Below are 24,873 nucleotides of genomic sequence, written 5' to 3'. Positions count from 1 at the left end.
TCGGCCGGTGGCAGACCCGGTCAGTTACCCGCTACCTCGGCGCGCCGCCCGTGCGGTCGTAGATGAGGTTCATGAGCTGGTCCCGGCTCTCCTTGATGAGCTGCAGGGTGTCCCGGCCCGTCTCCTTGCCGCGCGGCTCCGTGCCGACGAAGCAGACGGTGCCGAGCACCGTGTCCGTCCGCTCGTCGATGAGCGGGGCCCCCGCGTACGTACGGATCCCGATCAGGTCGACCACCTCGTTCGAGGCGAATCTCGGGTACGCGTAGACGTCCGGCAGCACCAGCGCGCGGCGCCGGTTCAGCACGTCCGGGCAGTAGCCGTGGTCGCGCGACATGGAGCGGCCCACCTCGGCGACGTTGCCCGCCGGGTCGAGGCCCCGCGCGTCCGGCGGTCCCGTCGGCGTGTGCAGGCCGGCGAAGAACTGGTGCCCGGTGATGAAGTTGACCATCGCGTACGGCGCGCCGGCCGCCTCGGCGAGCCGGGAGGCGAACGCGTCGAACTCCACGTCGGGCACGTCCCCCAGACCCAGCTCGCGCAGTCGTTGCTCGCGCCGCCCCAGCTCGGAGTCGGGCGACGGCAGGTAGAGACCCGCTTCGGTGTCATAGGTCATTGGGGAGCTCCCAGGCTGCTGGAATGCTGAACGGTCTGTGCGGATGTCGGCGCTGTCTGTGCGGATGCCTGCGCGGCCTGCACGGATGCCTGCGCGCTCTGCGTCTGCGCGGATGCCTGCGCGCTCTGCGCGGCACGGACGGAGACGGAGTGCGCGTACGACACGAGCGTGATCAGTACCTGCCTGGCCGACGCCGGGTCTCGGGCGTCGCAGAGCAGGACCGGTACGTCAGGCTTGAGTTCGAGCGCGTCCCGCACTTCCTCCGGGCTGTAGCGGTACGCGTCGTCGGCCTCGAACTCGTTGACCGCGACGACGAAGGGGACGTTGCGGCGTTCGAAGTACTCGACGGCGGCGAAGCAGTCCAGCAGCCGGCGGGTGTCGGCCAGGACGACCGCGCCGATGGCGCCCAGGGACAGGTCGTCCCAGGTGAACCAGAAGCGCTCCTGGCCGGGGGTGCCGAACAGCAGCAGGACCAGGTTCTGCCGCCGGAGCGTGATGCGGCCGAAGTCCAGCGCCACGGTGGTGGTGGATTTGTTCTCCACCCCCTCCAGCCGGTCCGTCCCGCTGCTCGCTGCGGTGAGCGTCTCCTCGGTCGACAGCGGCTTGATCTCGCTGACCGCGCCGATCATGGTGGTCTTGCCGACGCCGAACCCGCCCCCGACCACGATCTTCAGGGCGATGGGATCGTCAGATGACATAGGTTCGTAGGCCCTCAAGCACTGCCTCCAGGAGGTGCGGGTCTTTGGGATCTGCGGTTCTGCTGGGCATCGCCATGATCAGGGCGCCCGCGTCGAGCAGATCGGACAGCAGGATCTTGGCCACCTGTACGGGCTGCTGGAGCGTGGCAGCCACCTCGGCGACCGAGCGGGCCTCGCCGCGGCAGAGCGCCAGCGCCTGGGCGGCCTCGGGGCTCAGATAGCCCGAGGGCGCCGTGGCACGCGCCTTGAGCAGCGAGGTCAGGCTCATGTTGTTGGTCGGTACGGTCCGGCCGCCGGTCAGCGCGTACGGACGGACCTCGTGCTCGTCGTCGTCCACCCAGGGGGTGCCGTCTAAAGCTCCCATGTCAGCGCGCCACTTCGCCGGCCGGGGAGGTCCGCAGCCTCGGTGGCGTACTGAGGTGTTCGGGGACGCTCTTGACGAGCTGCCCCATCTCGAAGCCGACGGCGCCCAGGTCGGCGGTGTCGGAAGCGAGGACGCCGAGGACGGCGCCGGGTCCCGCCATCGACACGAACAGCAGCGCGTTGTCGTGCTCGACGACGACCTGCCGGACTCTGCCGTCGGCGGGCCCCTTGATGTCACGGACGCCGCCCGCCAGCGAGCACAGGGCGGTGCTGATCGCGCTGAGCTTGTCGGCCTCGTCGATGCTGAGGCCGTGCGAGTGCTTGCGCACACCGTCGCTGGACGCCAGGACGGCGCCTTCCGTACCGGGGACGCGCCTGATGAAGTCGGCCATCAGCCAGTCAAGGTCTGACTGTGGCGCAGGAAAAACGTCGTTCGGCATGAGTGACTCCGTAAATGGTTGGTCGGACCCGGAAGTCCCGGTCGCGCGTGGTCAGCGGGTGCGGTCGCTGTGGTCGCTGTCGGGTTCCGTCGGTCCTGTTGCGCTGTCGTCCGCCGTGGCGAGCCGGATACCGGAGGCGAAGCGGGCCATGAGCTGCGGGTTGGGGGCGACGACTTCGCGGTCGCGGTCCTCGGTCAGGCTCGGCAGCTCCGGCGGCCGGAACATCTCGCTGCGCTTGGGCAGCAGCGGTCTGCCGTCGGCGGCCGGCGCTTCCTCGGCCGCGGGAGCCGATGGCGCGGTACGCCGCTGGGGCAGCGGCGCGGACGGCGAACCTGCGAAGTCGGAGCCGGAGCCGGAGCCGGAAGACGAGGAGGAGGCGGGGACCCGGGACGGCTGCGCCGACACCTGCGCGGGCACCGGTCCGCGCGGCTGCGACTGGCCCGGTCCCTGGCCGCGCGACTGGCCGTGCCTCGGCGAGTTGGACTGCCGTGACTGCGACTGCGAGCCGATGCTGTGGACCGAACCGGACGCCGACTCGGCGGGCAGCGGCCGCGAGGTGTCGCCCCGGCGCTGCGCCGGTACGGAGGCGGCGGGCCGGGCGGCGGTCGCCACGGGCGCGTGCCCCTGCTGCGCGTGCCCCGCGCCCGCGCCCTGGGCCTGGGACTGGGCCTGGGAGTGCGCCTGGGACTGGGCCGGGGACTGGGCCTGTACGGGGGCGGGCGCCGCCGCCGCGTTGGCCACCACTGCCGGACCGGCCTCGTCGGGCAGCGCGTTGATCAGGGTGTTCGGCAGGACGACAACGGCCTGGTTGCCACCGTAGATGTTGCGCCGCAGCGCGACCTCGATGTTGTGGCGGCGGGCTATCTGCGCGACCACGAACAGCCCGATCCGGCCGTCCTCCAGTTGCGCGCGGATGTCGAAGTGGTCCGGCTTGGCGAGCAGTTCGTTCATCCGTACCAGCTTGTCGGCCGGCATCGGCAGACCCCGGTCGTCGATCTCGATGGCGAGCCCCGCGGGCACCCGCTCGGCGCGCAGCGTCACTTGGGTGTCCGGCGAGGAGAACCGGGCCGCGTTCTCGACCAGTTCGGCGAGCAGATGGATGACCTCGGCCGCCGCGAACCCGGGCAGCGTGCCCTCGGGCGGCTGGATCACGCGTACGCGCGCGTACTGCTCGATCTCGGCGACGCCCTGGCGCAGCACGGTCGGCAGCGGGACGGGCTTGTTGATCCGGCGGGGCACGGCGCCGCCCATGACGGCGAGGCTTTCCACCTGGCGGCGGAACTGGGTGACGAGGTGGTCGACGCCGAACAGACCGCCGAGCAGGTCCGGGTCCTCGACCTCGCTCTCCAGCTCGTCCAGCCGGGCCAGCGCCCGGTTGACCAGGGCGTGCAGCCGCTGCGCGATGTTGACGAAGACGTCGACCTGCTGGCGGGCCGCGGCCTGGGCGACGGCCTCCAGGGCTTCGTGCTGGCCGGTGCGCAGCGTGTGCTCGAAGTCGGCGAACGGGTTGCCGCCGGGCACCGACTCCGCCGACTCGACGGGCAGTTGCGGCCGCTCGCCGCGGCTGACCTGCTCCAGCAGCCGGGCCACGTTCTTCTGGCCCTCGACGGAGACGGCTTCGAAGCGCTCGACCCACTGCCGGGCGACGGTGGCGTTCTCCACCCGCTGCTTGTGCACGGCGGAGGCGACCCGCGCCGCCTGCCGGCCGGCCAGGACCAAGCTCACCGCGCACAGGGCCGCCGCCAGTGCGGCGACGGCCCATTTCACCTGGGTGTCGTGGGAGTAGCGCGTCGCGCCCCAGACGGCGGCGGCGCCCACGACGACGGCGACAGCGGGCACCAGGAGTATCCGTCTGATCCGGGAGCGCAGACCGCTCTCCGTCGCCAGATTCCGGGCGGGCGCTTTTCCGCGCCGCCTGCCGCCCTCGCGGCGGTCGGCCTGCGGGGCGTGCGGGGAGAGTTCAGGCATCTGTGTCCTCGGTACGACAGGGACCGGCGGGTGCGGGGCCACGCGGGACCACCGCCGAGCCGGCGTTAAGACAGGGCAGCCTTCACAGAGGGACGGACAGCCGGATTCCGTTGTCGGCACGCGCAGCCGGTTCGAGCGCGCGGAGGTCCGGCGTCGTCCGCTTCCGGTAGCAGGACCTAGCCTGCTGGTTATCCGTGATCGTCGCCACGGCCGAGCGGGATCGTTTTACGGTCGTTTCGCGCCGGATCCGGCGGACCCCGCCGTCAACTCCCGTACTCCGAAGCCGACAAATGCGACGCCGCCCCCGGAACGTCACCCCTTCGGCGACCCGAGGCGACGCCGAAACGATCGCCGAACGACCCGTACGGGCAAAAACGGCGACCGTAACGACCGCTCGGTGTGGGGCCGCTGTGGAGCGCGTGTGGCGGCTGTGAAGGAGAAACCTCCCAAAGCGTTCTTGCCCGGGACAGCGCCCGTTCAAGCCATCACACCCAGCTCACCGACGAACCGCAGCACGCCGTCGAGCTTCTCCATGCTCAGCAGCCGGCTGCGCGGTCTGAGCATGCCGCTGCTGCCGTACGCGCCCATCTCGGCGCACCGGCGCACCAGCCAGCCCCAGTCGATATCCAGGTACGCGGCGAGCGCCCGCAGCCGGTACGCCGGGGTCGGGCCCGCCATGACGCTGTGCGTACGGGCATGCTGGAGCGCTTCGGTGTACGTGCGCACCTGGGAGCGCTGTTCCGTGATGTCGACCTGCCAGATGCCGTCCGAGCGGAGCCAGTTGGCGATGATCGCCCGGTGGGACGGCGCCAGGACGAATCCGTCGATCTGGGAGTACTCCTCCTCCGTGCAGACCCACACCGATAAGCCGTACATCTCCATCATCGCGACGGCGAGGAAGAGCAGGATCCGCTCGTAGCGCTCGCTGTTCTTGACGGCCATCTCCGGCACGCAGAAGGCGTGCCCGAGTTGGTCCCGGGTCCCGGCGAACCGGTCGGTCGCCTGGGCGAGATACAGGTGCTTGTGCCGGAAGAACAGCCAGCCGGCCGCCTCCTCGCCCGTCTGCTCGCGCGACCAGAACAGCGGTGGCTCGGTGGCCTCTTCGAGATGGCGGTCGATGTGCAGGGAGCAGAAGGCGGAGCCGAGCCAGGCGGCGCCCACCCCCGACAGCTCGGGCACCGCCGACCTGGCCACCGCCGAGCGGGGCCGCGCGTGGTGGTGCGACAGCTCCCGCATCTCGTAGTCCAGGACATGGTCGTCGGCGAGGAGGCTGTCCTCCAGGTTGAGCGTCGCCCAGAGGATGCCGAAGGTCAGGTCGTCCAGCCGGTAGGGCTCAGGGACGGGCAGCATCTCGCGCGGGTCGCTGTTGAGCTGGCTCCGCGCGCGGCCCGAGTCGAGCACGAACAGCCCTTCGCCGCCGTGCCCGCCGAGCGAGGCCAGCAGCAGGGCGCGTCTGGCCGGCTGGACGAAGGCGCGCAGATGGGGGTTGTCGGCCATCTCGATCAGCACGCAGTCGTCGTGCGGGGACGCCTCGTACATCTGGACCGGCACGGCCGTGCCGTCGAAGATGCCGAGCCCGTCCAGGTACCAGAGCCCGCCGGTGCCGGGCGCCGACTCGGTGGGCGACAGGGACGAGGTGGACCACAGGGCGTCCAGGGTGCGCGCGGCCGTGAGCGAGGCGCCGTGCGGCAGCCGGGCCGGCACCACCTCGCGGCTGGGCACGCGCTGGAGCAGCAGGTCCACCTCGACGCCGAGCATGAAGGCCAGCACCGTCGCCGCGTCGCCCTGCGGCGACTGGGTGCCGGCCAGCCAGCGCTTGAAGGTGATCCTGGACACCGAGACGCTGCCGAGGCGGCTGTTCTCGTACTCCTTGGCCGCCCTGCGCGCCGCGAGGTTGAACTGCACGTCGAAGACGGCGAACTTGGCCCAGTTGAGCCGCTCCAGCAGGACCCGGAGCAGCGTAGGGGGCCGCTGTTCGGTGTCGGCTGTCGTGCTCTGATCGGTCGTCACGCGGCAGACTCATCCTCACAGCCATGGGCGTCGGTCGTGAGGTCCAGGGCAGGACCATGATCACTGCGCAGAACCGTACCCCTGTCCGCAAGGCAGCGGAAGCCCCGTCCGGAACGCCTGCTTCAGCTTCGTCAAGGCTCACACGCGGGAGTCCAGGGATCTCCACAGATCAGCGGCCCCGCCGACATGACGACCCGTCCGAAGGGCCGCGAAGGACCGCGCAGGACCAAGGAGAGGCCGGGGGAGGCCGGGGAAAAACCGGGAGGCGGCCGGGGAGGGGAGCTGTCTACTCGACGTAGTACGTCGGGTTGGGCAGCTTGTACGCCTTGTCGGCGTGACCGCCCGTCAGGTCCGACTGCTGGTCGCCGAAGTTGCCGATGATGTCGTAGCCGGCAGACTCCAGGTGCTTGCGGGTGCCCTCCTTGAACTGGACGGTGGTGCAGTTCCAGGCGGCGGCCGTGGCGCAGTCGCTCAGATACGCCGGCGGGTTGGCCTTGTCCTTGGTGAACAGGTGCGCCGTGTCCAGCGCGGTGTGGTATCCGGCCTTCGTCAGGTTCTGTACGGCGGGGGCGCGCAGCGGCTCGCTCAGCCCGGTCAGGAAGAAGACCTCGACACCCCGCTGCTTGGCGTAGGCGACCAGTTCGGGCATGCCGAAGACGGCGGGACGGTTCGCCTTGGCCACGTACGCGTTCCAGGTGGCGTCGTTGTAGACGTAGTTGGTGGCGCGCTCGTAGTCGAAGCTCAGCAGCGACGTGTCGTCCACGTCCAGGACGATCGCCGGCTTCTTCGCGTGGCGGCGGGGGGTGGCGGTCGCGTTCCTGATGTCCTTCTCGGCGCGCGCCTCGACGCGGGCGAGGTCCTTGGCGTACGGGCTGTGCGCCGACGCCTGCCAGGTGCCGTCGGCGCTCTGGGTCGCGCCGTAGTAGTTGTCTATCTCGCCGACGAGCAGGCCGATGTTCTCGGGCTCTGCGCTGTGCCGGTCGGCGGCGTGGCCGTCGGCGCTCGCGGCGCCCGTTCCGTACAGCACGGCGCCTGCGACGGCGACGGAGGCGAGGACGCCCGCCGCCTGGAGGGACTTGCGCATGGGGGGATGCCTTTCGGGTCGACGTGCCGCGACTGACGTGCCGGGCCGTCGTCTGTCTACGCGCATCACATGAGGCGGCGCGAGACCTTTGACCGATCGATATCCGTTCCGTGTCTGAGCTGTATCTGAACGGCGGGTGAACTGCCGCCAAATCTGCGGCGAACGACCGGGCGGACGGTCGCGGTCGGCAGGCGCGCGTCGGCAAGGGCGTGTCGGCAGGAGCGCGCCGACAGAAGCGCCCCGGCGAGTCATGTCCTCGCCGGGGCGCTCCGTCCTTCCGCCCGCACGTGAAAGGTGAGAAGACGATCACGAGCAGGACGCTCTCCGCCCGCGCGGAACGCCGCTACGGCGCGAGCAGCAAATTGTTGGCGCGCTGCTTGGCGGCGGTGTACCGCTTCGCGACGTCCTGCCAGTTGACGACCTTCCACATCGCCTCGACGAAATCCACCTTCTGGTTCTTGTACTGCAGATAGAAGGCGTGCTCCCAGGCGTCGAAGACCAGCACGGGCACCGAGCCCTGGCCGACGTTGCCCTGGTGGTCGTAGATCTGCTCGACGATCAGCCGGCCGCTGACCGGCTCGTACGCGAGGACGCCCCACCCGGAGCCCTGGGTCGTCGCCGCCGCCTTGGTCAACTGGGCCTTGAAACCGGCGAAGGACCCGAACGACTCGGCGATCGCTTCGGCCAGCTCGCCGACGCCGTCGGCGGCCAGCGGCTCACCGCCGCCGTCGCCGGTCATGTTGTGCCAGTAGATCGAGTGCAGGATGTGGCCGGAGAGATGGAACGCCAGGCTCTTCTCCAGCCCGTTGATCGCTCCCCACGCCTCCGTGTCGCGCGCCTCGGCCAACTGGTCGAGCGTGTCGTTGGCGCCCTTCACATAGGCCGCGTGGTGCTTGTCGTGGTGCAGCTCGACGATCTGCGGATTGATGACCGGTTCGAGCGCCGCGTAGTCGTACGGAAGTTCAGGAAGCGTGTATGTGGCCATGCGGAAGCCCTCCGACTGCTTATTGCACATCTTATGCAAGTGCACGCTAGCAGCAACAGAGGGCCACGCCGGTGCGGGCCGTCGGGAGCCGGCCGTACGGCGGGTTCAGCGGAAGTCGGCCGCGTGGTCGTCGGCCCACTGCCGGAACGTGCGCCCCGGCCGCCCCGTCAGCCGCTCGTACACCGGGCTCACCCGCTCGGGCGTGTCGACCATCGCCGCCCACGCGTCGAGCGCGCCGTCGGCCGCCGCTCCGGGCCAGCCGAGGCCGACCAGCGCGTCCCTGGCCTCGCCCCTGGGCTGCTCCGACCAGCGCAGCGGGCGGCCGAGCACGGCGCCGATGGCCTCCACCTGCTCGATCTGCGTCAGCACGGCGGGCCCGGTCACCACCGGGGCGGCGCCGAGCAACTCATCCGTGGTCAGGGCGCGTACGGCGATGTCGGCCAGGTCAGCCTCGTGGACGAGGGCGCGCCCCGCAGCGCCGTACGGCCAGCGCACCACGTCCCCCTGCCGGATCTGCGGCGCCCAGCCGAGCGCGTTGTCCGCCATGCCGCCGGAGCGCACGAAGGTCCACTCCAGCGAGGTGGCCCGGATCCGGCGTTCGATCTCGGTGTGGAATTCCGTGATGGGGTCGCCGGGCTCGGTGCCATCGTCCGGCACCCCCTCCGACGAGAGATGGACGAGCCGGCGCGCACTCCCGGCGATCAGGTCGATGACCGGCGCCACCGGCCGACCCATCAGCGGCCAGACCAGGAAGACCGTGTCCACGCCTTCGAGCGCCGCCCGCAGGGTGTCGGGCGCGGTGAGGTCGCCCGGTACGGCTTCGACACCCCGGGGCAGTCTCGCCTTCTCCGGGTCGCGGACGAATGCCCGTACCGGCGAGCGGCCGGAGGCGAGAAGGGCGGTCACGGCCCGGCCTACCTTGCCGGTCGCTCCGATGACGAGCGTGCTCTTCGCTGACGGCATGGCGCTGTCCTTTCCCGGAGGTTTTGTACGGCTTGTCATCACCACGCTAGAAGTTGAACAGAGGTTGAAGTCAACCGGCGTAATGTCGTCCCCATGGAGCGCGCAGCGACACGGCCGGATGCCGACCGGGTGCGCCACCGGTACGCGCCGGGTGCCGCCGACGTCCGGCTCGTGACGGCCTCGTTCCGGTCGCACCGGTTCACCCCGCACGCGCACAGCGAGTACGCGATCGCCGCCGTCGAGCGCGGTGTCGAGGCCGTGCGGTACCGGGGCGCCACCGAGCGGGCGCCCGCCGGGAGCCTGCTCCTGCTGGACGCCGAGACCCTGCACGCGGGACGGCCAGCCGTCGCGGAAGGCTGGGACTACCGGGTGTTCTACGTGCCGCCCGGCCTGCTCGCCGAAGTCGCCGGGCACCGGCCGAGGTTCGGGGTGGCCACCCCGTACGATCCGCGCCTGGCAGCCCGGTTGGTACGGCTGCACCGGCTGCTGCACCGCCCGGAGACCTCGGAACTGCGGGCGCGCGAGGCATTGTTGGAGACGCTGGCGACGGTGCTGCACGCGCACGCGTCCGGCGGCGGCCCGTCACCGCCATCCGAAGCGGCCGGTCCCCCCGGCCTCCCCGATGGTGCGGTCGCCAGGGTCCAGCGGCGGCTGACCGACGACCTCCAGTACACCCCGACGCTCGACGAACTCGCCGACGCGGCCGGGCTGCCGCGCTTCCGGCTGCTGCGCGCCTTCCGCGCCGCCACGGGCCTCACCCCGCACGGCTATCTCGTCCAGCAACGGCTGCGGCTGGCGCAGCAGTTGCTGACGGCCGGGCACACGGTCAGCCGCGCGGCCACGGACAGCGGCTTCTACGACCAGGCGCATCTGCACCGGCACTTCCGCCGTACGTTCGGCTCGCCGCCCGGCCGGTTCGCCCGCCCGCGCAACGACGTACAAGCCGGCGGCGCCGACCGGCCCTAGCCTCCCCGGCATGGACCTCCACACCCGCCCCGAGTGGCACCGCAGCGCGTTGCTGACCGTCGACCTCCAGCGTGACTTCCTCTCCGAAGGACCGCACGCCGTCCCCGGCACCAGCGAGATCCTGCCCGCCGTCGGCCGGCTCGCGGCGGCCTTCCGCGCGGCGGGCCGTCCCGTCGTACACGCCGTACGGCTCTATCTGCCCGACGGCAGCAACGCCGACCTGAACCGCAGATCCCTGCTCGCCTCCGGTGCCCGGATCGTGGCGCCCCACTCGGCGGGATCGCAGCTCGCCGAAGGGCTCGCGCCGTCCGGCGCACCGGAGTTGGACCCTGAGCTGCTGCTGTCCGGCGCCGCCCAGCCGCTGTCGGACGGCGGGGCCCGCCCGGACGGCGGGCCCTACGAGTACGCGCTGTACAAACCGCGTTGGAGCGCCTTCTACGACACCTCACTGCTGACCACCCTCCGCGATCTCGATGTGAGCACCGTGGTCGTCGCCGGATGCAACTATCCGAACTGCCCGCGCGCCACGCTCGTCGACGCGACGGAACGCGATCTGCGCACCGTCGCCGTCTGCGACGCGCTGTCCCGCTGGACCGCCGACGCACCCGCCGAACTCAGCGGCCTCGGGGTCGGTGTGTGCACCACAGCCGAGGTGGTGACCGGGGTCAGCGCACCGACGCCGTGAGGCGGGTGAGCTTGTCCGGGTTGAGCACCGCGTAGATCGTCCGGATCCGCCCGTCGGCGATCTCGATCCCCACGTACTGGTGCCTGCCGTCCAGGCTCGTGAGCAGCGCGGGCTCGCCGTTGACCTCGACGATCCGCAGCTCGCCCAGGGCGTAGCGGCGCACCAGCCCGCCGAGGAAGGCGATGACGTTGTCGCGTCCCGCCACCGGCCGCAGCGCGGCCCTGACCTTGCCTCCGCCGTCGTTCCAGGAGACGACGTCCTCGCTGAGCAGCGCGGTCAGCTCAGCCAGGTCGCCGCTGCCCGCCGCCGCCAGGAACCGGTTGAGGAGGTTGGCGTGCTCCTCCCGCGAGGGCCTGAACCGCTCGCGGTCCTCGGTGAGATGGCCGCGCGCCCGGTGGTACATCTGCCGGCAGTTGGCCTGGCTGGCGCCGATGGTCGTGGCGATGGCGTCGTACGGCAGGTCGAAGGCCTCCCGCAGCACGAACACCGCGCGCTCGGGCGGGGTGAGCCGCTCCAGCAGATGGACGGTCGCGTACGAGACGGTGTCGCGCAGCGCCGCCGTCTCCAGCGGGCCGAGGTCGTCGGTCGGTACGGGCTCGGGCAGCCAAGGGCCCGGATACGCCTCCCTGGTGACCCGGGCGGACCTCAACTCGTCGAGCGCGAGCCGCGACACGACGGTCACGAGGAAGGCGCGCGGCTCGCGTACGGCGGTCGTGTCCGTCCGCGTCCAGCGCAGATAGGCGTCCTGGACGATGTCCTCGGCGTCCCACATGCTGCCGAGGAGCCGGTAGGCGAGCCCCAGCAGCAGCGGCCGGTACCGCTCGAACTCCTCGGTCGCCCGCTCGCGTTCCTCGTCCCGCACCTCGTCCCTGGCCTCGTCCCTGGCCTCGCCCCGGACCTCGTCCCGCACCTCGCCCCGCACCTCGTCCCGGACCTCGTCCCCCGCCGGGTCGTGTCCCTGGCCCATCCCGCTACCTGCTCTCCGTGTCGGCCCTGTCGGTCAGTTCGCTCGCGAAGCCGGTACGCCACGACGCGTACCGGGGACGCCAGTCGAGTGTCCCTTTGGCCCGTGCGTTGTCGGCGCCGCGCAGCCGGGTCATGAAGGCGACGCCGCAGCCGCCGACGGCGAGCCGGGCGACGGCCGCCGGTACGGACTTGGGGCGTTTGGCGCCGAGCAGCTCGGCGAAGACGGGCAGCCAGGCGCTCATCCTGGCGGGTTCGTCGTCCACGATGTTCAGCGCGCCCGTGACGTCCTTGTCGAGCGCCGCCACGATCGCGGTGGCCGCGTCGTGCGCGTGCGTGAAGGAGAAGGTGGCGGTGCCGCCGCCGACCAGCGGCACCTTGCCCGCCCTGACCTGCGCGGTGAACGAGCCGTCGGCCGCGTAGCTGGAACCGGGGCCGTAGAGGTGGCCGAACCGCAGCACCAGGCCGTCCGCCTCGCGGGTGCGCCGCTCCAGCTCGGTCAGCGCGGCCAGTACGGGCACGAGCTGCTTGGGCGGTCTGCGCCACAGCGGCGCCGACTCGGTCGCGGGGCCGCCGGCGTCGTCGGGACCGCCTTCCTGGCCGCCGTCGGGGTCGTACGCGTAGGCCAGGCCCTGCGCGATCACGCGCGTCACCCCGGCGGCGCGGCCCGCGTCCAGCAGGTGGGCGGTGCCGACGGTCCGCAGCAGGTTGGTCCGCTCGAAGTCCCGTGCGAGGTGCTTGGGGTCGAGCTGGGCCGGGATGGCGGTGAGCATGTTGACGATCGCGTCGGGCCGGGCCTTCCGTACGGCGCGGGCGGTGGCGGAGCCGTCGAGCGCGTCCGCCGTGACGGTCGTCGCCCCGGCCGAGCGCAGCGCGGCCGTCCTGCCGCCCTCGGCCCTGACGAGGGCGATCACGTCGTGCCCCACCGAGCCGAGCAGTGGCACCAGTCGGCTGCCGATGACGCCGGTGGCGCCTGCTACCAGTACGCGCATGTCCCCTCCTGCCGCCGGGCCGCCCGGCGTGGTCCGGGCGGCTTCGACAACAGGACGGGCGGGCCCGCGCCCCTGTGACAGTGACCGCTATGAGCGGCGTCACAGGGGCGCAGGCCCGGCTGAGAGGTGTTCAGCCGGCGGTGGGGATCTCCGCGGGGCTGCGGCTGCTCAGCCGACCGTACTTGCCGAGCTTCGGGCGGAGCTTGGTGTCGACGCTCCAGGTCGCACCGGCGAAGGCGTAGGCGAGCGCCAGCGAGGCGAAGATGTAGCCGACCGAAGGGCCGAGATCCGTCATGCCCGACTTCCACGGCAGGTGGAAGCCCTCGGCCGACGACCAGATGCCGAAGGAGAAGAGCGCGCTGCCGACGAAGACCAGGTTGCTGAAGGCCCCGAAGATCAGGCCGAGGGCGATGAGCGTCTCCACGACGGCGGTGCCGACGGCGAAGGCGGTGGGGCTCGCCGTGCCGATCGAGTGCCACATCGACAGCCACTGGTGGATGACGGGGGTCTGCACTTCGGCGGCCTTCCCCAGCTCGTCGCCGAGCGTCCGGCCGTGGATGAAGCCGGGCAGCCACTTGAAGGTGGCGTCGACGGCCCACAGGACGCCGAAGCCGATCCGTACGACGGCGGCGCCGTGCAGCCGTCGCAGCGCGGGGGACGAGGTGGTGGTGGGGGCGGTCGGGGTGATGGTCCGAGATGACACGGGAGGCATCCGTTCTCAGCAGAGGGGTGGGGAGCGGCGGGGACGGGACAGGACGGGATCAACACGACTTAGGTTAGGCATACCTAAGTAAGCGTCAACGTGAGTAATCCCGCAGCCCTCCGACTGAACAAGATGGCCCCGCCATCCGTATTACTTGAACCCTCAAACGGCATGAGCCAGTTGGCCGTTCGCTGCGCGTACACTCCCCCGGTGATCGAGACGATGACGATGCGGAGCGCACGATGAGCCGACCGGACCTCGGGCTGGATGTGGAGCGCCTGCGGGCGTTCGGAGACGCGGTTTTCGCGATCGCCATCACCCTGCTCGCCCTGGACATGAAGGTCCCCGAAGGGCTGTCGGACGACGAGGTCGGCGACGCCATCCACGAAGCGCTCGGCTCCGTCGGCGGCTTCCTGCTCAGCTTCCTCGTCATCGGCATTCTGTGGATCTCGTACCACGGGCTGCTCGGTATGGCGGCTGAGCTGGACCGCACATTGCTCTACCTCGACATGGCCCTGCTGGCCGTCGTCGCCGGGCTGCCGTTCCCGACGAAACTCCTCAGCGACTACGGGAGCACCGCCGTCGCCACCTCCGTCTACGCGGCGAGCATCGCCCTCGCCAGCCTCCTGCTGGGCGCGATGGCGCTGCGTCTGCTGCGGCCCGGGATGCGCAAGCCGGACGTGTCGCGCCGCAAGATCGAGCTGTCGGTATGGCAGTCGGTCGTGATCGTCTCCGTCTTCCTCACGTCCGTCCCGATCGCCCTGCTCTCCCCGAGCGCGGCCAAGTACTGGTGGATCGTGGCAGGGCCGCTCCAGGCGCTGGTGCGTCGCGTCAAGGCGGAACCCGTACCCGCCGAGCACGCGGACGCGTCGGCGTCGGCGTCGAAGTAACGGTCGGCGCCGGCCCCGTGCGGGCGCCCGCCCCCGTCAGCGCAGTTCCTCCGGGCGCAGCTCCTCCGGGCAGCCCGTGCCGCGCGGAAGCTGGTACGGGGCGGCCAGCCGGTAGACCCCGGGCCGGGGGGCGAGCAGTTCCGTCCACTCGTCGCCCTCCTCGTCCTTCTCGGCCTTCATCAGGCAGCCGTTGGGGTTGGTGAAGACCTTCGGGTGGTCGTCGTTGTCGTCCGCCTTCGACTTCTCGGTCTCCTGCGGCGGCAGGACGCTCTTGCCCTCCTCGTCCACGAGCCCCAGCCACGGCGAGTACGGGATGCGGATCAGCACCCGGCCCGGCGCCTTCACATGGATGGTCAGCTCACCGGCGCCCGCCCGGTCGACCGTGGCCGGCGGGTCGGCCAGCGGCATCGGGTCCTCGACGGCGTAGAGCTGCCAGTTCGCGTCGCCCCACAGCCGCTTCAGATACGGCTGGCCCTGCTTCACCAGCGTCGTCTCGATGGCCGCCCCGGTGTCCGGGTCGCCCTTCGGCAGTACGACGTAGTGCACGGCCCAGCGGTCCAGCCAGCCCCGGTAGTTGTCGCTGGTGAGCGTGTCGTCGTAGAAGATCGGGTTGCGTTCCATGTCCGCCTGGCGGTTCCAGCCGCGCGCCAGGTTCACGTATGGGGCGAGGGCGGACGCCTCGCGGTGGCTCCTGGCGGGGACGACCTCGACCCGGCCCTTCTCCGCGCCCTTCTGCTGCAACTGGTGCACCAGCGGCGCCAGCTCGCGGGTCCACGAGGCGGTGGGCGCGGTGATGACCATGTCGTCGATGCCCTTGAAGCCGATCCAGGCGTTGAGCCCGGCGAAGGCGATCAGCACCGCGTACCAGCGGCGGGAGCGCGGCACCGCGTACGGCAGCGCCGCCAGCAGCACGACGCCCCCGATGATCATCGCGAGCCGGGACACGTTCGACCCGATCTGCGAGCTGATCAGGAAGGTCAGCACCGTACCGATGCCGTAGACGGCGGCCGCCGTACGCACCGTGCGCCAGTTGACCGGTACGAGGACGAAGACCAGCACGGCGAAGACGAACGGCAGCGAGGCCGACCCGAGCGACAGCGGCTGGGTCCCGGAGAACGGGAACAGCCAGGCCGAGACCGCCACGACGACGACCGGCGCGAGCCCGAGCGCGTACGCCCCCGGGCGGCGCTTGTTGAGGAACAGAGCGGCGGCCACCACGCCGAGGAACAGCCCGGCCACCGGGCTCGCCGCCGTCGCGAGCCCGGCCAGCGGCGCTGCGGCCGCGGCCTTGGCCCACCGTTTCGTACGCCAGCGGTGCGGCCAGCAGAAGACGGCGGCGACGGCGCCCAGCGCGAACATCACGCCGAGGCCGAAGGTGACCCGGCCGGAGAGCGCGTTGCACAGGAAGGCGAAGACCCCGGCGAACGAGCACCACACGGGGTTGCGGACGGCCGGGACCCGGACCAGGATCAGCGCGGTCAGCGCCGCCGAGACCGTACCGACGACCATCATCGTCGTACGGACGCCGAGCACCGACATCAGATACGGCGAGACCACGCTGTACGAGACGGGGTGCATGCCGCCGTACCAGGCGAGGTTGTACGCGGAGTCGGGGTGGCGGCCGACGAACTCGGCCCAGGCGTCCTGGGCCGCGATGTCGCCGCCGCTGTTCGCGAGGAAGAAGAACCACACCAGATGCACCACGGCCGCGACCAGGGCGGTCAGCAGGACGGGGTGCCTGCGCAGCCGCGCCCGCAGACCCGCGCCCGGCTCCGCGGGGCGTGGCGGCGCGGACGGCCGTATTCGCGCCCCGGTGGCGGGGACGGTACTGCCGTCCGTGCGCGTCGGCTCAGCGGTGGTCACTGCGGCTCTCCACGTGTCGTTCGACTGGCGCTCATCCGCCGTTCGGAAGGACGCCGCCCACGCGTCCGGCAGTTGCCCTGCTTGCGCAAACTGTCCGTCTCGGGACGCTAGCACGTGGCCCCGGCGGGCCGCCGCCCGAATATCTCGCGCGGCGGCCCGTCCGCAGGGTCTCGCCCGGCCGATCCGTAACCGCTCCCGGTCAGCCCAACCGGGTGAGCTTGGAGCCGAAGCCGGGCTCCACGAGGTCGCTCTTGAGTGCGACGGCGACCTTCACCTGGCTGGCGCCCTCGCCGACGGACAGCGTGCCGACGTGGGTGCCGGCCGCCGCCGCGTGCGGCAGGGTGCCGCTCGCCGCGAGGTCCAGCTTGACGGTCAGCCCCGACCAGCCGACGGCGTCGACGTCCTTCGTGGCGACGACGGGCACGGAACCGCCCATGCCGTCGTCCACGTTCCCGACGACCTGGCCCTTGCGGACGATCTTCTTGCTCTCCAACTCGTCCTGGGCGCCGATCATCGCCGTCTTGCTGACCGTGTTGACGGTGTCGATGATCGGCGCCTTGTGCTGGCCGAGCACCGCGCCGACGATGAGCTGGTCCGTACCGCCGACCATCTTGTGCGCGGCGAACAGCAGGCAGCCGCCCGCCTTCGTGGTCGTACCGGTCTTGATGCCGAGCGCGCCGTTGTACGGCACGAGGGTGTTGTAGTTGCGCCAGGTCTTGCCGGACGGGTCGGTCCAGGACGGCAGCTTGGTGATGTCCATCAGCGCCGGGATCTCGACGAGCTTCTGCCCCAGCTTCACCTGGTCCTCCGACGTGCTGACGGTCGTGGCGATGAGCCCCGACGGGTCCGTGTACGTCGTGTCGGTCATGCCGAGTTCCTTGGCGGTCTCGTTCATCTTCGTGACGAACGCCTTCTCGGAACCCGCGTCCCAGCGGGCCAGCAGCCGGGCGATGTTGTTCGCGGACGGAATCATCAGGGCCGAAAGCGAGTCGCGCAGGCTCAGCTTGTCGCCGGCCTTGACGGTGTCGAGCGTGGACTCGTCCTCGGTGAAGAGCTGCCCGTCGGACTCCGCCTTGGCGTCGACGGGGACGGAGGGACCGTCCTGCTTGGGCTTCAGCGGGTGGTCCTTGAGGACCAGGTAAGCGGTCATGGCCTTGGCGACACTGCCGATGGGCACGGCTTTCTGCTCACCGAACGAGTCCATCGTGCCGAGCCCGTTCGCCACCATGTAGCCCTGCCCCTCGCCCGGCCAGGGCAGCGTGGGCTTCTTGCCGCCGAAGGAGAACGTCGGCTGGGCGGTCAGTTCGAGCGTGGGCGCGGGCAGCGGGCGTACGGCCTGTACGACCGCAAAGACGATCAGCAGCAGCACGACCAGCGGCGTCCAGATCTTGACCCGCCGGAACGCGGTGCGGACGGGGGTCTGCGGCGGGGGCGGCGTGTTGGTCAGCTCGGCGAGCAGATCGAGCGGCGGCTTGGGCGGCAGCGGCTGCTGCCGGGTCTGCTCGGCGGCGGGCACGGGCGGCTTCGCCGCGGCGGCCGGCTGGTCGTCCCGCTTGAGCGGTACGAACGTGCTGTCGCCGCGCGCGGGCAGCTTGAGCGCGGTGGTGGGCTGATCGACGGCCGGCTCGGCCTCGGGCTGCTTGAGCGCCTTGAAGACCGCGGTCGGCTGATCGACGCGCGGCTCGTCGGACGGCTGCTTGAGCGCCTTGAAAACGGCGGTGGACCGATCAACGCCCCCCTCGCCCGCCTGACGGCCTTCGTCGGCGTCGGAGCCCCGAGAGCCCACTTCCCCCTCGGACACCCCCTCAGAAGCCGCCAGGGCCCCTGTAGCGGCCTTGTTCCCGACGACGAGGGTGTCGGGAGACTCCCGCGGCGCGTCGGGCGTGGCATCGCCGTCGGCGGAGTCCGCACCGCCGCGACCGGCGTCCCCGGAGGAAGCCCCGGCAGACGCTTCGTCGTCGCGTGCCGCGCCGGCGGCCGACCCGGCGGAGACCTTGCCGCCGGTGGCGGCCTCAGCGGAGTCCGCACCACCGCGGCCCGTCTCCCCGGACGGGATCCCCGCAGGGGCTTCGTCCTCGCGGGCCGCGCCGGTGGCGGCCTCTGCGGAGGCCGCGTCCGCGTCGCTCGTCCCCCCGGAGGGGGTTCCGGCAGGGGCCCCGGCGGGAACTGCCCTACCCGGGGAGGCACTGCGGGACGGAGCCCCGCCAGGGGCTTCGTCGTCGCGCACCGCGCCGGTGGCGGCCTCTGTGGAGGCCGCGTCCGGGTTGCTCGTCCCCCCGGAGGGGGTTCCGGCAGAAGCCTCGCCGCTGCGGGTCGGGTCGCCAGACCCCGCCGCGTCGGAAGCCGCATCGCCGATTTCTGACTCCGCAGGAGAAGCCCCGGCAGGGGCTCCGTCCTCGCGGGCCTCTGCGGAGGCCGTCTCTGCGTTGCCCGTCTCCCCGGAGGGAGTTCCAGCAGAAGCCTTGCCGCCGGTAGCGGCCTCGGCGGACGCCGCCTCGCCGTTGCCTGCCCCGCCCGGGGAAGTCCCTGCGGGAACTGCCCCACCCGAGGCGGCACCACCGGACGGAGCCCCGGCAGGGGCTTCGTCGTCGCGCGCCGCGTCGGAAGCCGGCTCACCGGCCTCGTCGCCGCGCTTCGCGGCGCCAGACCCCGCCTCGTCCGAGGCGGGCGTACCGGGATCCGCGTCGTCGGCGGCCGCCTTGTCGGAGGCCGCCCAGTCGGCGGCACCGGCGCGGCCGGCAGCCGCATCGCCGGCCGACGACGGCGGCGGCGACACCCGGGCCGACACCGCCTCCCGCAGCCGCGCGTCCTCCTCGGCCGGCGGCGGGATCACCGCGTCCGTGTCCGTTCCGTCACTCGGGGTATCGTCAGCTTCCGCGGCACGGAAGACCGCGAGCCGCGGATCCCGTTCGCTCGCCGTCGTCTCCCCCGACGACTTCCGCTGCTCCGACTTGCCGGGGGACTCGCCCGCCACCGTGTCTCCTTCATGTCGCATGCGCCGTACCACGCTGTCCGAACCATCTCTCAGTTTCCTGTTCGAGACCGCAGCCCTGGTGCTAGACGAGAACGACATACATAACGGTTCCCGTACAAAGCACCCAGGCACCCTCGACAGACCAATGTGAGAGGGGTCACCCTGTCATTCATCCACGCGGGGAGGCATGGATGGGCAAGAGCCGCAGAAGTATTCCGGAGGAGCTCCTGTTGCTCGCTCTGGACCCGGCCACGGGTACCACAGCGCAGCCGCAGTCGCTCGACCTCGGCCTGGCCGGAGCTCAGCTAGTGGAGCTGGCTCTGGCAGGACGGATAGCCCCTGACGGGGATCGTATCGCCGTGGTGATGCCGCGGCCGACCGGAGATCCGACTCTGGACTCCGCACTGGAACTGCTGCGCAGACGCGGCAGCCCGGTTCGGGCGGTCCACTGGATTGGCGGGCCCCGACTGGGGCTGCGCCAGACGTACCTCTCGCATCTGGAGCGGTGCGGCATGGTTCATGCCGTCGCGGGCCAGATGTGCGGAGTGCTGCCGACGACTCGCTACCAGGCGACGGAGACGGCGATCAGCCGGGAGATCAAGGCCCGGCTGGACAGTGCGATCCGCACCGGCGTACCGCCGGACCCGCGGACCGCGGCGCTTGCGGCGCTGGCCCACGCGGTCGGACTCGGCAAGCACCTGTATCCCGGCAACGAGGGCCGCTCGTCGCGCTCCCGGCTCCGGGATCTGATCAGACACGACCCCATGGGCGGACTCGTGGCGCATGCCGTGATGGACGTCCAGAACGGTGTGGCGGCTCAGCCACGCCGTAATCCCACCCAGAGCGCGCCAGTCGCTCCGGGCGGCCGACCAGGGGGCGTGCCGATGCAGCCGCAGCGCGGCGGGTCCATGGCTCGCGTAGCGGCGCACTGACCGATCGCCTCGCAGCACAAGCAACACCGCAGCACAGGCAACACCGCACCATCGCGCCACCGCACCATCGCGCCACCAACACCGGTACCGCAGTCCCCAATGACCCGGTTCGGGAGCCGCAAAAGACGCGCGGGGCAGTCCTCTTGAGGGCTGCCCCGCGCGCCGTTTCCGGATCGTGACCGCTGTCGCGGCCCGCGCCTCTGTGGCCATTTCCCAGCGGCGCCGGGACCTGAGGTGGCAGTCTGCTGAGCAGTAGATACGTACAGCGATCAGCAGCCGGAGGTGCCGTTCCCGTGGCGTCCAGTGTCAATCCCACCGTCAGGCGACGCCGATTGGGCCAGGAGTTGCGCCGGCTCCGCGAGCTCAAGGGCATGACGGCCGAGGAGGTCGCCGAGCGCCTGCTCGTCTCCCAGTCGAAGATCAGCCGGCTGGAGAACGGCCGCCGCTCCATCAGCCAGCGCGACGTGCGCGACCTGTGCGGGGTGTACGAGGTCGAGGACCACCGCATCGTGGACTCGCTGATGCAGATGGCCAAGGACTCACGCCAGCAAGGCTGGTGGCACGCCTTCGGCGACATCCCGTACAGCGTCTACATCGGCCTGGAGACCGACGCGGCCTCGCTGCGCGTCTTCGAGCCCCAGGTCGTGCCGGGGCTGCTGCAGACCCGCCCGTACGCGGAGGCGCTGATCAACGGCGCGCTGCCCGAGACGGCCGTCGCCGACGTCGAGAAGCGCGTCGGGGTGCGGCTGCGGCGGCAGGACCGGGTCAACACGCCCGACGAGCCGCTCAGACTCTGGGCCGTGGTCGACGAGGCGGCGCTGCGCCGCGTGGTCGGCAACAAGCAACTGATGCGCGAGCAGTTGGAGTATCTGATCGAGCAGTCACAACTGCCGCATGTCACGGTGCAGGTGCTGCCTTTCGACATGGGCGCGCACCCCGGAATCAGCGGGCATTACGCGATTCTGGAATTCCCGGACACCTCGGATTCGAGCGTCGTCTACATCGAGGGCGTGACCAGCGACCTCTATCTGGAAAAGGCGAACGACGTGCACCGGTACAGCGTGATGTACGAGCATTTGCGCGCCCAGGCCCTGAACGTTGATCAAACACGCGCGTTCATCGCCGACATCGCCAAGGACTACGCCCGCTGACCGCCCCCACCGACCGCCCGCCGGCCGCCCGCCGGCCCGCACACCAGCAAAGTTGGGCACCGTACACCCCAACTCCCCCACCACATAAGACTCCCCTGGCATATGTCACTCGAACGAGTGAACGCCTGCCCCGCACAACGAGTGAGGCGAGTAGCGTCGATCAAGCCAGCAAGAAGTTGGCGCAATGTGATACCGCTGCTGAACCGGAGTGAACATGGCAATCATTCAGGGCGCTACGGACACGTGGACGAAGTCTTCGTACTCCGGCGGAAATGGCGCGTGCGTAGAGGTCAAGTCCCCCGAGGTCCAGGCCATCGCGGTCCGGGACTCCAAGGCTCCCGAGGGCCCCTCGATCTCTTTCGTCCCGACGTCATGGAACGCGTTCGTGCGTGATGTGAACTCGGGCGTGATTTAGTCCGGCTTCGCTGACCGGGCCCTCTCGACCGATCGCCGTCTTGGCCGAGGGGGCCTTGTCACGTCTCACCTTCCTCTCGACCGCACAGGACCCGCATCCCGTGCGGTCGTTCGCGTACCTGGATACCTCGATACCTCTGGAAGCTGACGAAGTGCTCGTTCATGGTGGAGCGATCGTCGCGTGCACGACAACCGCCTCACTTACCAAGAACAAGTAAAATCGTTCTGCTTTCTGACCTGAGTTCACACTCGTGACCGCAGAGACCCTTGACCCGCTGCTGCGGCAGACGGTTCAATCCCCCAAGTCCCCCTTCCCGCACGGGACCCCGCACGCCGGACGTACCTGACGAAGAGCACCGGACGTTCACAAGGCGGACCCCTGGAGGGGGCATATGAACAGCCTCGACTGGGTCGTGCTCATCGCATACTTCGCTGTGATGGTCGCGATCGGTATCTGGTCGCACAAGCGCGTCGACACGGTCGGCGACTTCTTCACCGCGGGCGGCAAGATGCCCTGGTGGCTCTCGGGCATCTCGCACCACATGTCCGGCTACAGCGCGGTGATGTTCACCGGTTACGCCGGCATCGCCTACACCTACGGCTTCACCTCGTTCGCCACGTGGTCGTTCCCGATCGCCGTGGGCGTCGCCATCGGCATCAAGCTCTTCGCGCCCCGGCTCAACCGGCTGCGCTCACGGCTCCATGTCGCCTCACCGCTCGAATATCTGAAGGACCGCTACGACCTCAAGACCCAGCAGGCGCTGGCCTGGTCGGGGCTGCTGCTGAAGATCGTGGACGTGGGGTCCAAGTGGGCCGCCATCGCCACCCTGCTCTCCGTCTTCACCGGGCTCACCCTCACCCAGGGCATCCTCGTCACCGGCGCCATCACGGCGATCTACTGCACGGTCGGCGGTCTGTGGGCCGACGCGCTCACCGAACTCGGCCAGTTCGTCATCCAGTTGTTCGCCGGGATCGCGATGCTGGTCGCCGTCATGGGCGAGCTGGGCGGCTTCAGCTCGCTGTGGACCGTCTGGGACAAGCTGCCCGAAGGGCACGGCGATCCGACGGCCGGCCCCTACACGGTGACGTTCCTCGTCGCGTTCCTCTTCATCAAGACCTTCGAGTACAACGGCGGCATGTGGAACCAGGCCCAGCGCTACATGGCCACCACCAGCGCGGCGGCGGCCGGCCGTTCGGCCCGGCTCTCGGCGATCCTGTGGCTGGTCTGGCCCGCCGTGCTGTTCTTCCCGATGTGGTGCGCCCCGCTGATCGTCCACGCACAGAAGCCGGACGCCTCCGACTCGTACGCGCTGATGACCGAAAAGCTGCTGCCGCACGGGCTGTTGGGGCTGGTCGTCGTCGGCTTCTTCTCCCACACGATGGCGATGTGCTCCTCCGACGCCAACGCGATCTCGGCCGTCTTCACCCGCGACATCGCGCCCACCCTCTCGAAGGCGGCCCGCAGTTGGACCCAGCGCGCGGCGCTGATCGCGGCCCGGCTGTCCACGATCTCGTTCCTCGCGCTGTCGATGGCGGTCGCCACCCAGGTCAACTCGCCGACGTTCAAGGACATCATCACCGTCGTCATCAAGTGGGTCGCGGGTCTGATGGGCCCGATCGCCATACCGTTCATCCTGGGTCTGCTCAAGCCGTTCCGTAAGTCGGGACCGCTGGCGGCGCTCATCAGTTGGGCGTCCGGGCTCGTGGCCTTCTGGCTCGTCAACTACCCGATCAACTGGAACGTCGACGGCGGGGTGCCGCTGGAGTACCAGGTGTCGGTGCCGTGCGCGCTCTCGCTCGTCCTCTACATCGTGCTCGGCCAACTGCACCCGGAGGACACCCCGGAGCGCGACGTGCTGCTGGCCCGGATCAACGGCGAAGGGGACGGCGACGGTTCGGGCCTCGCGGCTGCGGGCGCCACCGTCCCGGCACCCGCCGGACCGGCCGACGCGACGACTGCCGAAGCGAAGAGCGTCGGGCGGGAGCCCTCGGGCGGCGCGGAAAGCACCGGTACGGAGAGCTGAGCGCCATCTGTCACCCGCCTGGCTGGGCGGTACGTACGAGAGAGACGTACGTACCGCTCAGCCGCGCGGGTAGCGGGCCAGCCAGCCCGAGGCCGCGACCCCGGGGCTGTGCAGGGCGGGGCCCTGCGTCATCTCCATCGCGAAGTCGTCGGCGATTTCGAGCAGCGTCCCGCGCCCCTCCAACTCCGCCAGCCAGGCGGGCGGCAGCGCCGTCTCGCCGTGCATGGTGCCGAGCAGCGCGCCGCACAGGGTGCCGGTGGCGCTCGAAGGGCCGTCGTGGTTCACCGCGAGCCGCAGCCCGTGCCGGATGTCCTCGCCGACGAGCGCGCAGTAGACGGCGACGGCGAGCGCGTGCTCGGGCGCGTGCCCGTCGCCGAGCGCCGCGATCCGCCCCGGGCCCGGGATCCCCTGGCGTACCGCGCCGAGCGCCTGCTGGAGCGCCTGCGTCACCGGTTCGTGCCCGGGGCGGGCCGCGAGCAGACCGAGGGTGCGCTGTACGGCCGCGTCGACGCTCTCGCCACGGGCCAGGCCGTGCACGATCACGGCGAAGGCACCGGCCGAGAGGTACGCGGTCGGGTGGCCGTGGGTCTGCGCCGCGCACTCCAGGGCGAGTTGGCAGACCAGTTGCGGCTCCCAGCCGACGAGCAGCCCGAACGGCGCCGAGCGCACCAGCGCGCCCGCGTCGCGCGCCGCGGGGTTCTTGGGCCGCTCCAGGGTGCCCATGTACTCGTCGCCGAGCCCGGAGAGACAGGAGCGGGTCGGGTCGCGGCGCGCGTACAGCCACTCCTCCTGGGCGAGCCAGCCGTTGTCCTTGCGGCGTACGTCGGGTCCCCAGTCGTGCTGGGTCGCCGCCCAGCGCAGATGCGCGCGGTGCACATCGGTCGGCGGGTGCCAGGCGCCGGTGTCCCTGCGCACCTGGGCGCGGATCAGTCCGTCCACGGTGAACAGGGTGAGTTGCGTGGCGGCCGTGACGGCGCCCCTGCGCCCGTACACGGGGACGAAGTCGACGACCGCGTCCGCTCCGTGCACCGCTCTGATCTCGTCGAGGCTGAGTGCGGCGACCCCCGCGCCCAGTGCGTCACCGATGGCTCCGCCGAGCAGACAGCCCCGCACCCGGCTGCGGAAATCCTGCTGCTCTGCACGCCCCCAGACGGCTCCGGACGGAATGCTCATGCGCCCCTCCTGTCCCACGAGT

At 70.9% G+C, this 24,873-nt stretch carries 22 protein-coding genes; 7 read left to right on the top strand and 15 right to left on the bottom strand.

Annotation, left to right across the window (positions count from 1 at the left end):
- Positions 1–31: 31 nt before the first annotated feature.
- The 9 genes from ACZ63I_RS03780 to ACZ63I_RS03740 form a co-directional block, all read right to left on the bottom strand.
- Positions 32–610, bottom strand: a complete 579-nt coding sequence (locus ACZ63I_RS03780) for a GAF domain-containing protein (RefSeq protein WP_469334976.1) — start codon at positions 608–610, stop codon at positions 32–34.
- Positions 607–1,308 carry a GTP-binding protein gene (locus tag ACZ63I_RS03775; protein ID WP_469334974.1) on the bottom strand — a complete coding sequence of 234 codons (702 nt, stop codon included), beginning with the start codon at positions 1,306–1,308 and terminating at the stop codon, positions 607–609. Before ACZ63I_RS03775 ends, ACZ63I_RS03780 begins: the two co-directional genes overlap by 4 nt.
- The gene (locus ACZ63I_RS03770) at positions 1,298–1,672 is read right to left on the bottom strand and encodes a DUF742 domain-containing protein (protein WP_041988631.1); all 375 of its coding nucleotides are present in this window, start codon (positions 1,670–1,672) and stop codon (positions 1,298–1,300) included. Before ACZ63I_RS03770 ends, ACZ63I_RS03775 begins: the two co-directional genes overlap by 11 nt.
- A 1-nt stretch (position 1,673) precedes the next feature.
- The gene (locus ACZ63I_RS03765; protein ID WP_469334972.1) at positions 1,674–2,063 is read right to left on the bottom strand and encodes a roadblock/LC7 domain-containing protein; all 390 of its coding nucleotides are present in this window, start codon (positions 2,061–2,063) and stop codon (positions 1,674–1,676) included.
- Between the two features lie 99 nt (positions 2,064–2,162).
- On the bottom strand, positions 2,163–4,079 hold the full coding sequence (locus tag ACZ63I_RS03760; RefSeq protein WP_469334970.1) for a sensor histidine kinase: 1,917 nt from the start codon (positions 4,077–4,079) through the stop codon (positions 2,163–2,165).
- Between the two features lie 477 nt (positions 4,080–4,556).
- Positions 4,557–6,089, bottom strand: coding sequence for a hypothetical protein (locus ACZ63I_RS03755; RefSeq protein ID WP_469334968.1), 1,533 nt, complete (start codon positions 6,087–6,089; stop codon positions 4,557–4,559).
- Between the two features lie 286 nt (positions 6,090–6,375).
- A complete protein-coding gene (locus ACZ63I_RS03750) occupies positions 6,376–7,173 on the bottom strand; it encodes an HAD family acid phosphatase (RefSeq protein WP_469334966.1) in 798 nt (265 codons plus the stop codon).
- 343 nt (positions 7,174–7,516) lie between these two features.
- Positions 7,517–8,158 (bottom strand): superoxide dismutase, encoded by a 642-nt coding sequence (locus ACZ63I_RS03745; protein ID WP_469334964.1) that lies wholly within the window; start codon positions 8,156–8,158, stop codon positions 7,517–7,519.
- A gap of 105 nt (positions 8,159–8,263) precedes the next feature.
- On the bottom strand, positions 8,264–9,121 hold the full coding sequence (locus tag ACZ63I_RS03740; RefSeq protein ID WP_469334962.1) for an SDR family oxidoreductase: 858 nt from the start codon (positions 9,119–9,121) through the stop codon (positions 8,264–8,266).
- A gap of 93 nt (positions 9,122–9,214) precedes the next feature.
- Here ACZ63I_RS03740 and ACZ63I_RS03735 point away from each other — a divergent pair, with 93 nt between their 5' ends.
- Positions 9,215–10,087, top strand: a complete 873-nt coding sequence (locus ACZ63I_RS03735) for an AraC family transcriptional regulator (protein ID WP_469334960.1) — start codon at positions 9,215–9,217, stop codon at positions 10,085–10,087.
- Between the two features lie 10 nt (positions 10,088–10,097).
- Positions 10,098–10,772, top strand: coding sequence for a cysteine hydrolase family protein (locus tag ACZ63I_RS03730; RefSeq protein WP_469334958.1), 675 nt, complete (start codon positions 10,098–10,100; stop codon positions 10,770–10,772).
- Here the strand turns inward: ACZ63I_RS03730 and ACZ63I_RS03725 are convergent.
- From ACZ63I_RS03725 to ACZ63I_RS03715, 3 genes are all read right to left on the bottom strand, one after another.
- A complete protein-coding gene (locus ACZ63I_RS03725) occupies positions 10,753–11,739 on the bottom strand; it encodes an RNA polymerase sigma-70 factor (RefSeq protein WP_469334956.1) in 987 nt (328 codons plus the stop codon). The genes ACZ63I_RS03730 and ACZ63I_RS03725 overlap by 20 nt on opposite strands.
- 4 nt (positions 11,740–11,743) lie before the next feature.
- A complete protein-coding gene (locus ACZ63I_RS03720) occupies positions 11,744–12,727 on the bottom strand; it encodes an NAD-dependent epimerase/dehydratase family protein (RefSeq protein WP_469334954.1) in 984 nt (327 codons plus the stop codon).
- 130 nt (positions 12,728–12,857) lie between these two features.
- Positions 12,858–13,430, bottom strand: a complete 573-nt coding sequence (locus ACZ63I_RS03715) for a hypothetical protein (protein WP_469334952.1) — start codon at positions 13,428–13,430, stop codon at positions 12,858–12,860.
- Between the two features lie 242 nt (positions 13,431–13,672).
- Between ACZ63I_RS03715 and ACZ63I_RS03710 the strand changes: the two genes are divergently transcribed.
- The gene (locus ACZ63I_RS03710; protein ID WP_469334950.1) at positions 13,673–14,320 is read left to right on the top strand and encodes a TMEM175 family protein; all 648 of its coding nucleotides are present in this window, start codon (positions 13,673–13,675) and stop codon (positions 14,318–14,320) included.
- Positions 14,321–14,356: 36 nt separating this feature from the next.
- Here ACZ63I_RS03710 and ACZ63I_RS03705 read toward each other — a convergent pair whose 3' ends face one another.
- Together ACZ63I_RS03705 and ACZ63I_RS03700 are read right to left on the bottom strand one after the other, a co-directional pair.
- Positions 14,357–16,183 carry an MFS transporter gene (locus tag ACZ63I_RS03705; RefSeq protein ID WP_469334948.1) on the bottom strand — a complete coding sequence of 609 codons (1,827 nt, stop codon included), beginning with the start codon at positions 16,181–16,183 and terminating at the stop codon, positions 14,357–14,359.
- Positions 16,184–16,382: 199 nt separating this feature from the next.
- A complete protein-coding gene (locus ACZ63I_RS03700; RefSeq protein WP_469334946.1) occupies positions 16,383–19,178 on the bottom strand; it encodes a hypothetical protein in 2,796 nt (931 codons plus the stop codon).
- A 170-nt stretch (positions 19,179–19,348) separates the two neighbouring features.
- On the opposite strand from ACZ63I_RS03700, the gene ACZ63I_RS03695 reads away from it, so the two are divergent.
- The 4 genes from ACZ63I_RS03695 to ACZ63I_RS03680 all read left to right on the top strand — a co-directional run bounded on the left by ACZ63I_RS03695 (position 19,349) and on the right by ACZ63I_RS03680 (position 23,678).
- The gene (locus ACZ63I_RS03695; RefSeq protein ID WP_041988598.1) at positions 19,349–20,089 is read left to right on the top strand and encodes a GOLPH3/VPS74 family protein; all 741 of its coding nucleotides are present in this window, start codon (positions 19,349–19,351) and stop codon (positions 20,087–20,089) included.
- A gap of 293 nt (positions 20,090–20,382) precedes the next feature.
- Positions 20,383–21,240 (top strand): helix-turn-helix domain-containing protein, encoded by an 858-nt coding sequence (locus ACZ63I_RS03690; protein ID WP_469334944.1) that lies wholly within the window; start codon positions 20,383–20,385, stop codon positions 21,238–21,240.
- A gap of 214 nt (positions 21,241–21,454) precedes the next feature.
- Complete coding sequence (locus ACZ63I_RS03685; protein WP_041988593.1) at positions 21,455–21,655, top strand: DUF397 domain-containing protein; 201 nt, start codon at positions 21,455–21,457, stop codon at positions 21,653–21,655.
- A gap of 391 nt (positions 21,656–22,046) precedes the next feature.
- The gene (locus ACZ63I_RS03680) at positions 22,047–23,678 is read left to right on the top strand and encodes a sodium:solute symporter family protein (protein WP_469334942.1); all 1,632 of its coding nucleotides are present in this window, start codon (positions 22,047–22,049) and stop codon (positions 23,676–23,678) included.
- Between the two features lie 57 nt (positions 23,679–23,735).
- Here the strand turns inward: ACZ63I_RS03680 and ACZ63I_RS03675 are convergent, their stop codons facing one another.
- Positions 23,736–24,851 carry an ADP-ribosylglycohydrolase family protein gene (locus ACZ63I_RS03675; RefSeq protein ID WP_469334940.1) on the bottom strand — a complete coding sequence of 372 codons (1,116 nt, stop codon included), beginning with the start codon at positions 24,849–24,851 and terminating at the stop codon, positions 23,736–23,738.
- Positions 24,852–24,873: the final 22 nt, after the last annotated feature.

It is taken from the genome of Streptomyces sp. NPDC087906 (assembly GCF_055584925.1).
This window is presented reverse-complemented; position numbering and strand designations above follow the sequence as displayed.

What these genes read in the sequence shown, in the direction of transcription:
- ACZ63I_RS03780 (WP_469334976.1), bottom strand. Translation starts at nt 610, where the DNA reads ATGACCTATGACACCGAAGCGGGTCTCTACCTGCCGTCGCCCGACTCC.
- ACZ63I_RS03775 (WP_469334974.1), bottom strand. Translation starts at nt 1,308, where the DNA reads ATGTCATCTGACGATCCCATCGCCCTGAAGATCGTGGTCGGGGGCGGG.
- ACZ63I_RS03770 (WP_041988631.1), bottom strand. Translation starts at nt 1,672, where the DNA reads ATGGGAGCTTTAGACGGCACCCCCTGGGTGGACGACGACGAGCACGAG.
- ACZ63I_RS03765 (WP_469334972.1), bottom strand. Translation starts at nt 2,063, where the DNA reads ATGGCCGACTTCATCAGGCGCGTCCCCGGTACGGAAGGCGCCGTCCTG.
- ACZ63I_RS03760 (WP_469334970.1), bottom strand. Translation starts at nt 4,079, where the DNA reads ATGCCTGAACTCTCCCCGCACGCCCCGCAGGCCGACCGCCGCGAGGGC.
- ACZ63I_RS03750 (WP_469334966.1), bottom strand. Translation starts at nt 7,173, where the DNA reads ATGCGCAAGTCCCTCCAGGCGGCGGGCGTCCTCGCCTCCGTCGCCGTC.
- ACZ63I_RS03745 (WP_469334964.1), bottom strand. Translation starts at nt 8,158, where the DNA reads ATGGCCACATACACGCTTCCTGAACTTCCGTACGACTACGCGGCGCTC.
- ACZ63I_RS03740 (WP_469334962.1), bottom strand. Translation starts at nt 9,121, where the DNA reads ATGCCGTCAGCGAAGAGCACGCTCGTCATCGGAGCGACCGGCAAGGTA.
- ACZ63I_RS03735 (WP_469334960.1), top strand. Translation starts at nt 9,215, where the DNA reads ATGGAGCGCGCAGCGACACGGCCGGATGCCGACCGGGTGCGCCACCGG.
- ACZ63I_RS03730 (WP_469334958.1), top strand. Translation starts at nt 10,098, where the DNA reads ATGGACCTCCACACCCGCCCCGAGTGGCACCGCAGCGCGTTGCTGACC.
- ACZ63I_RS03725 (WP_469334956.1), bottom strand. Translation starts at nt 11,739, where the DNA reads ATGGGCCAGGGACACGACCCGGCGGGGGACGAGGTCCGGGACGAGGTG.
- ACZ63I_RS03720 (WP_469334954.1), bottom strand. Translation starts at nt 12,727, where the DNA reads ATGCGCGTACTGGTAGCAGGCGCCACCGGCGTCATCGGCAGCCGACTG.
- ACZ63I_RS03710 (WP_469334950.1), top strand. Translation starts at nt 13,673, where the DNA reads ATGAGCCGACCGGACCTCGGGCTGGATGTGGAGCGCCTGCGGGCGTTC.
- ACZ63I_RS03700 (WP_469334946.1), bottom strand. Translation starts at nt 19,178, where the DNA reads ATGCGACATGAAGGAGACACGGTGGCGGGCGAGTCCCCCGGCAAGTCG.
- ACZ63I_RS03695 (WP_041988598.1), top strand. Translation starts at nt 19,349, where the DNA reads ATGGGCAAGAGCCGCAGAAGTATTCCGGAGGAGCTCCTGTTGCTCGCT.
- ACZ63I_RS03685 (WP_041988593.1), top strand. Translation starts at nt 21,455, where the DNA reads ATGGCAATCATTCAGGGCGCTACGGACACGTGGACGAAGTCTTCGTAC.
- ACZ63I_RS03680 (WP_469334942.1), top strand. Translation starts at nt 22,047, where the DNA reads ATGAACAGCCTCGACTGGGTCGTGCTCATCGCATACTTCGCTGTGATG.
- ACZ63I_RS03675 (WP_469334940.1), bottom strand. Translation starts at nt 24,851, where the DNA reads ATGAGCATTCCGTCCGGAGCCGTCTGGGGGCGTGCAGAGCAGCAGGAT.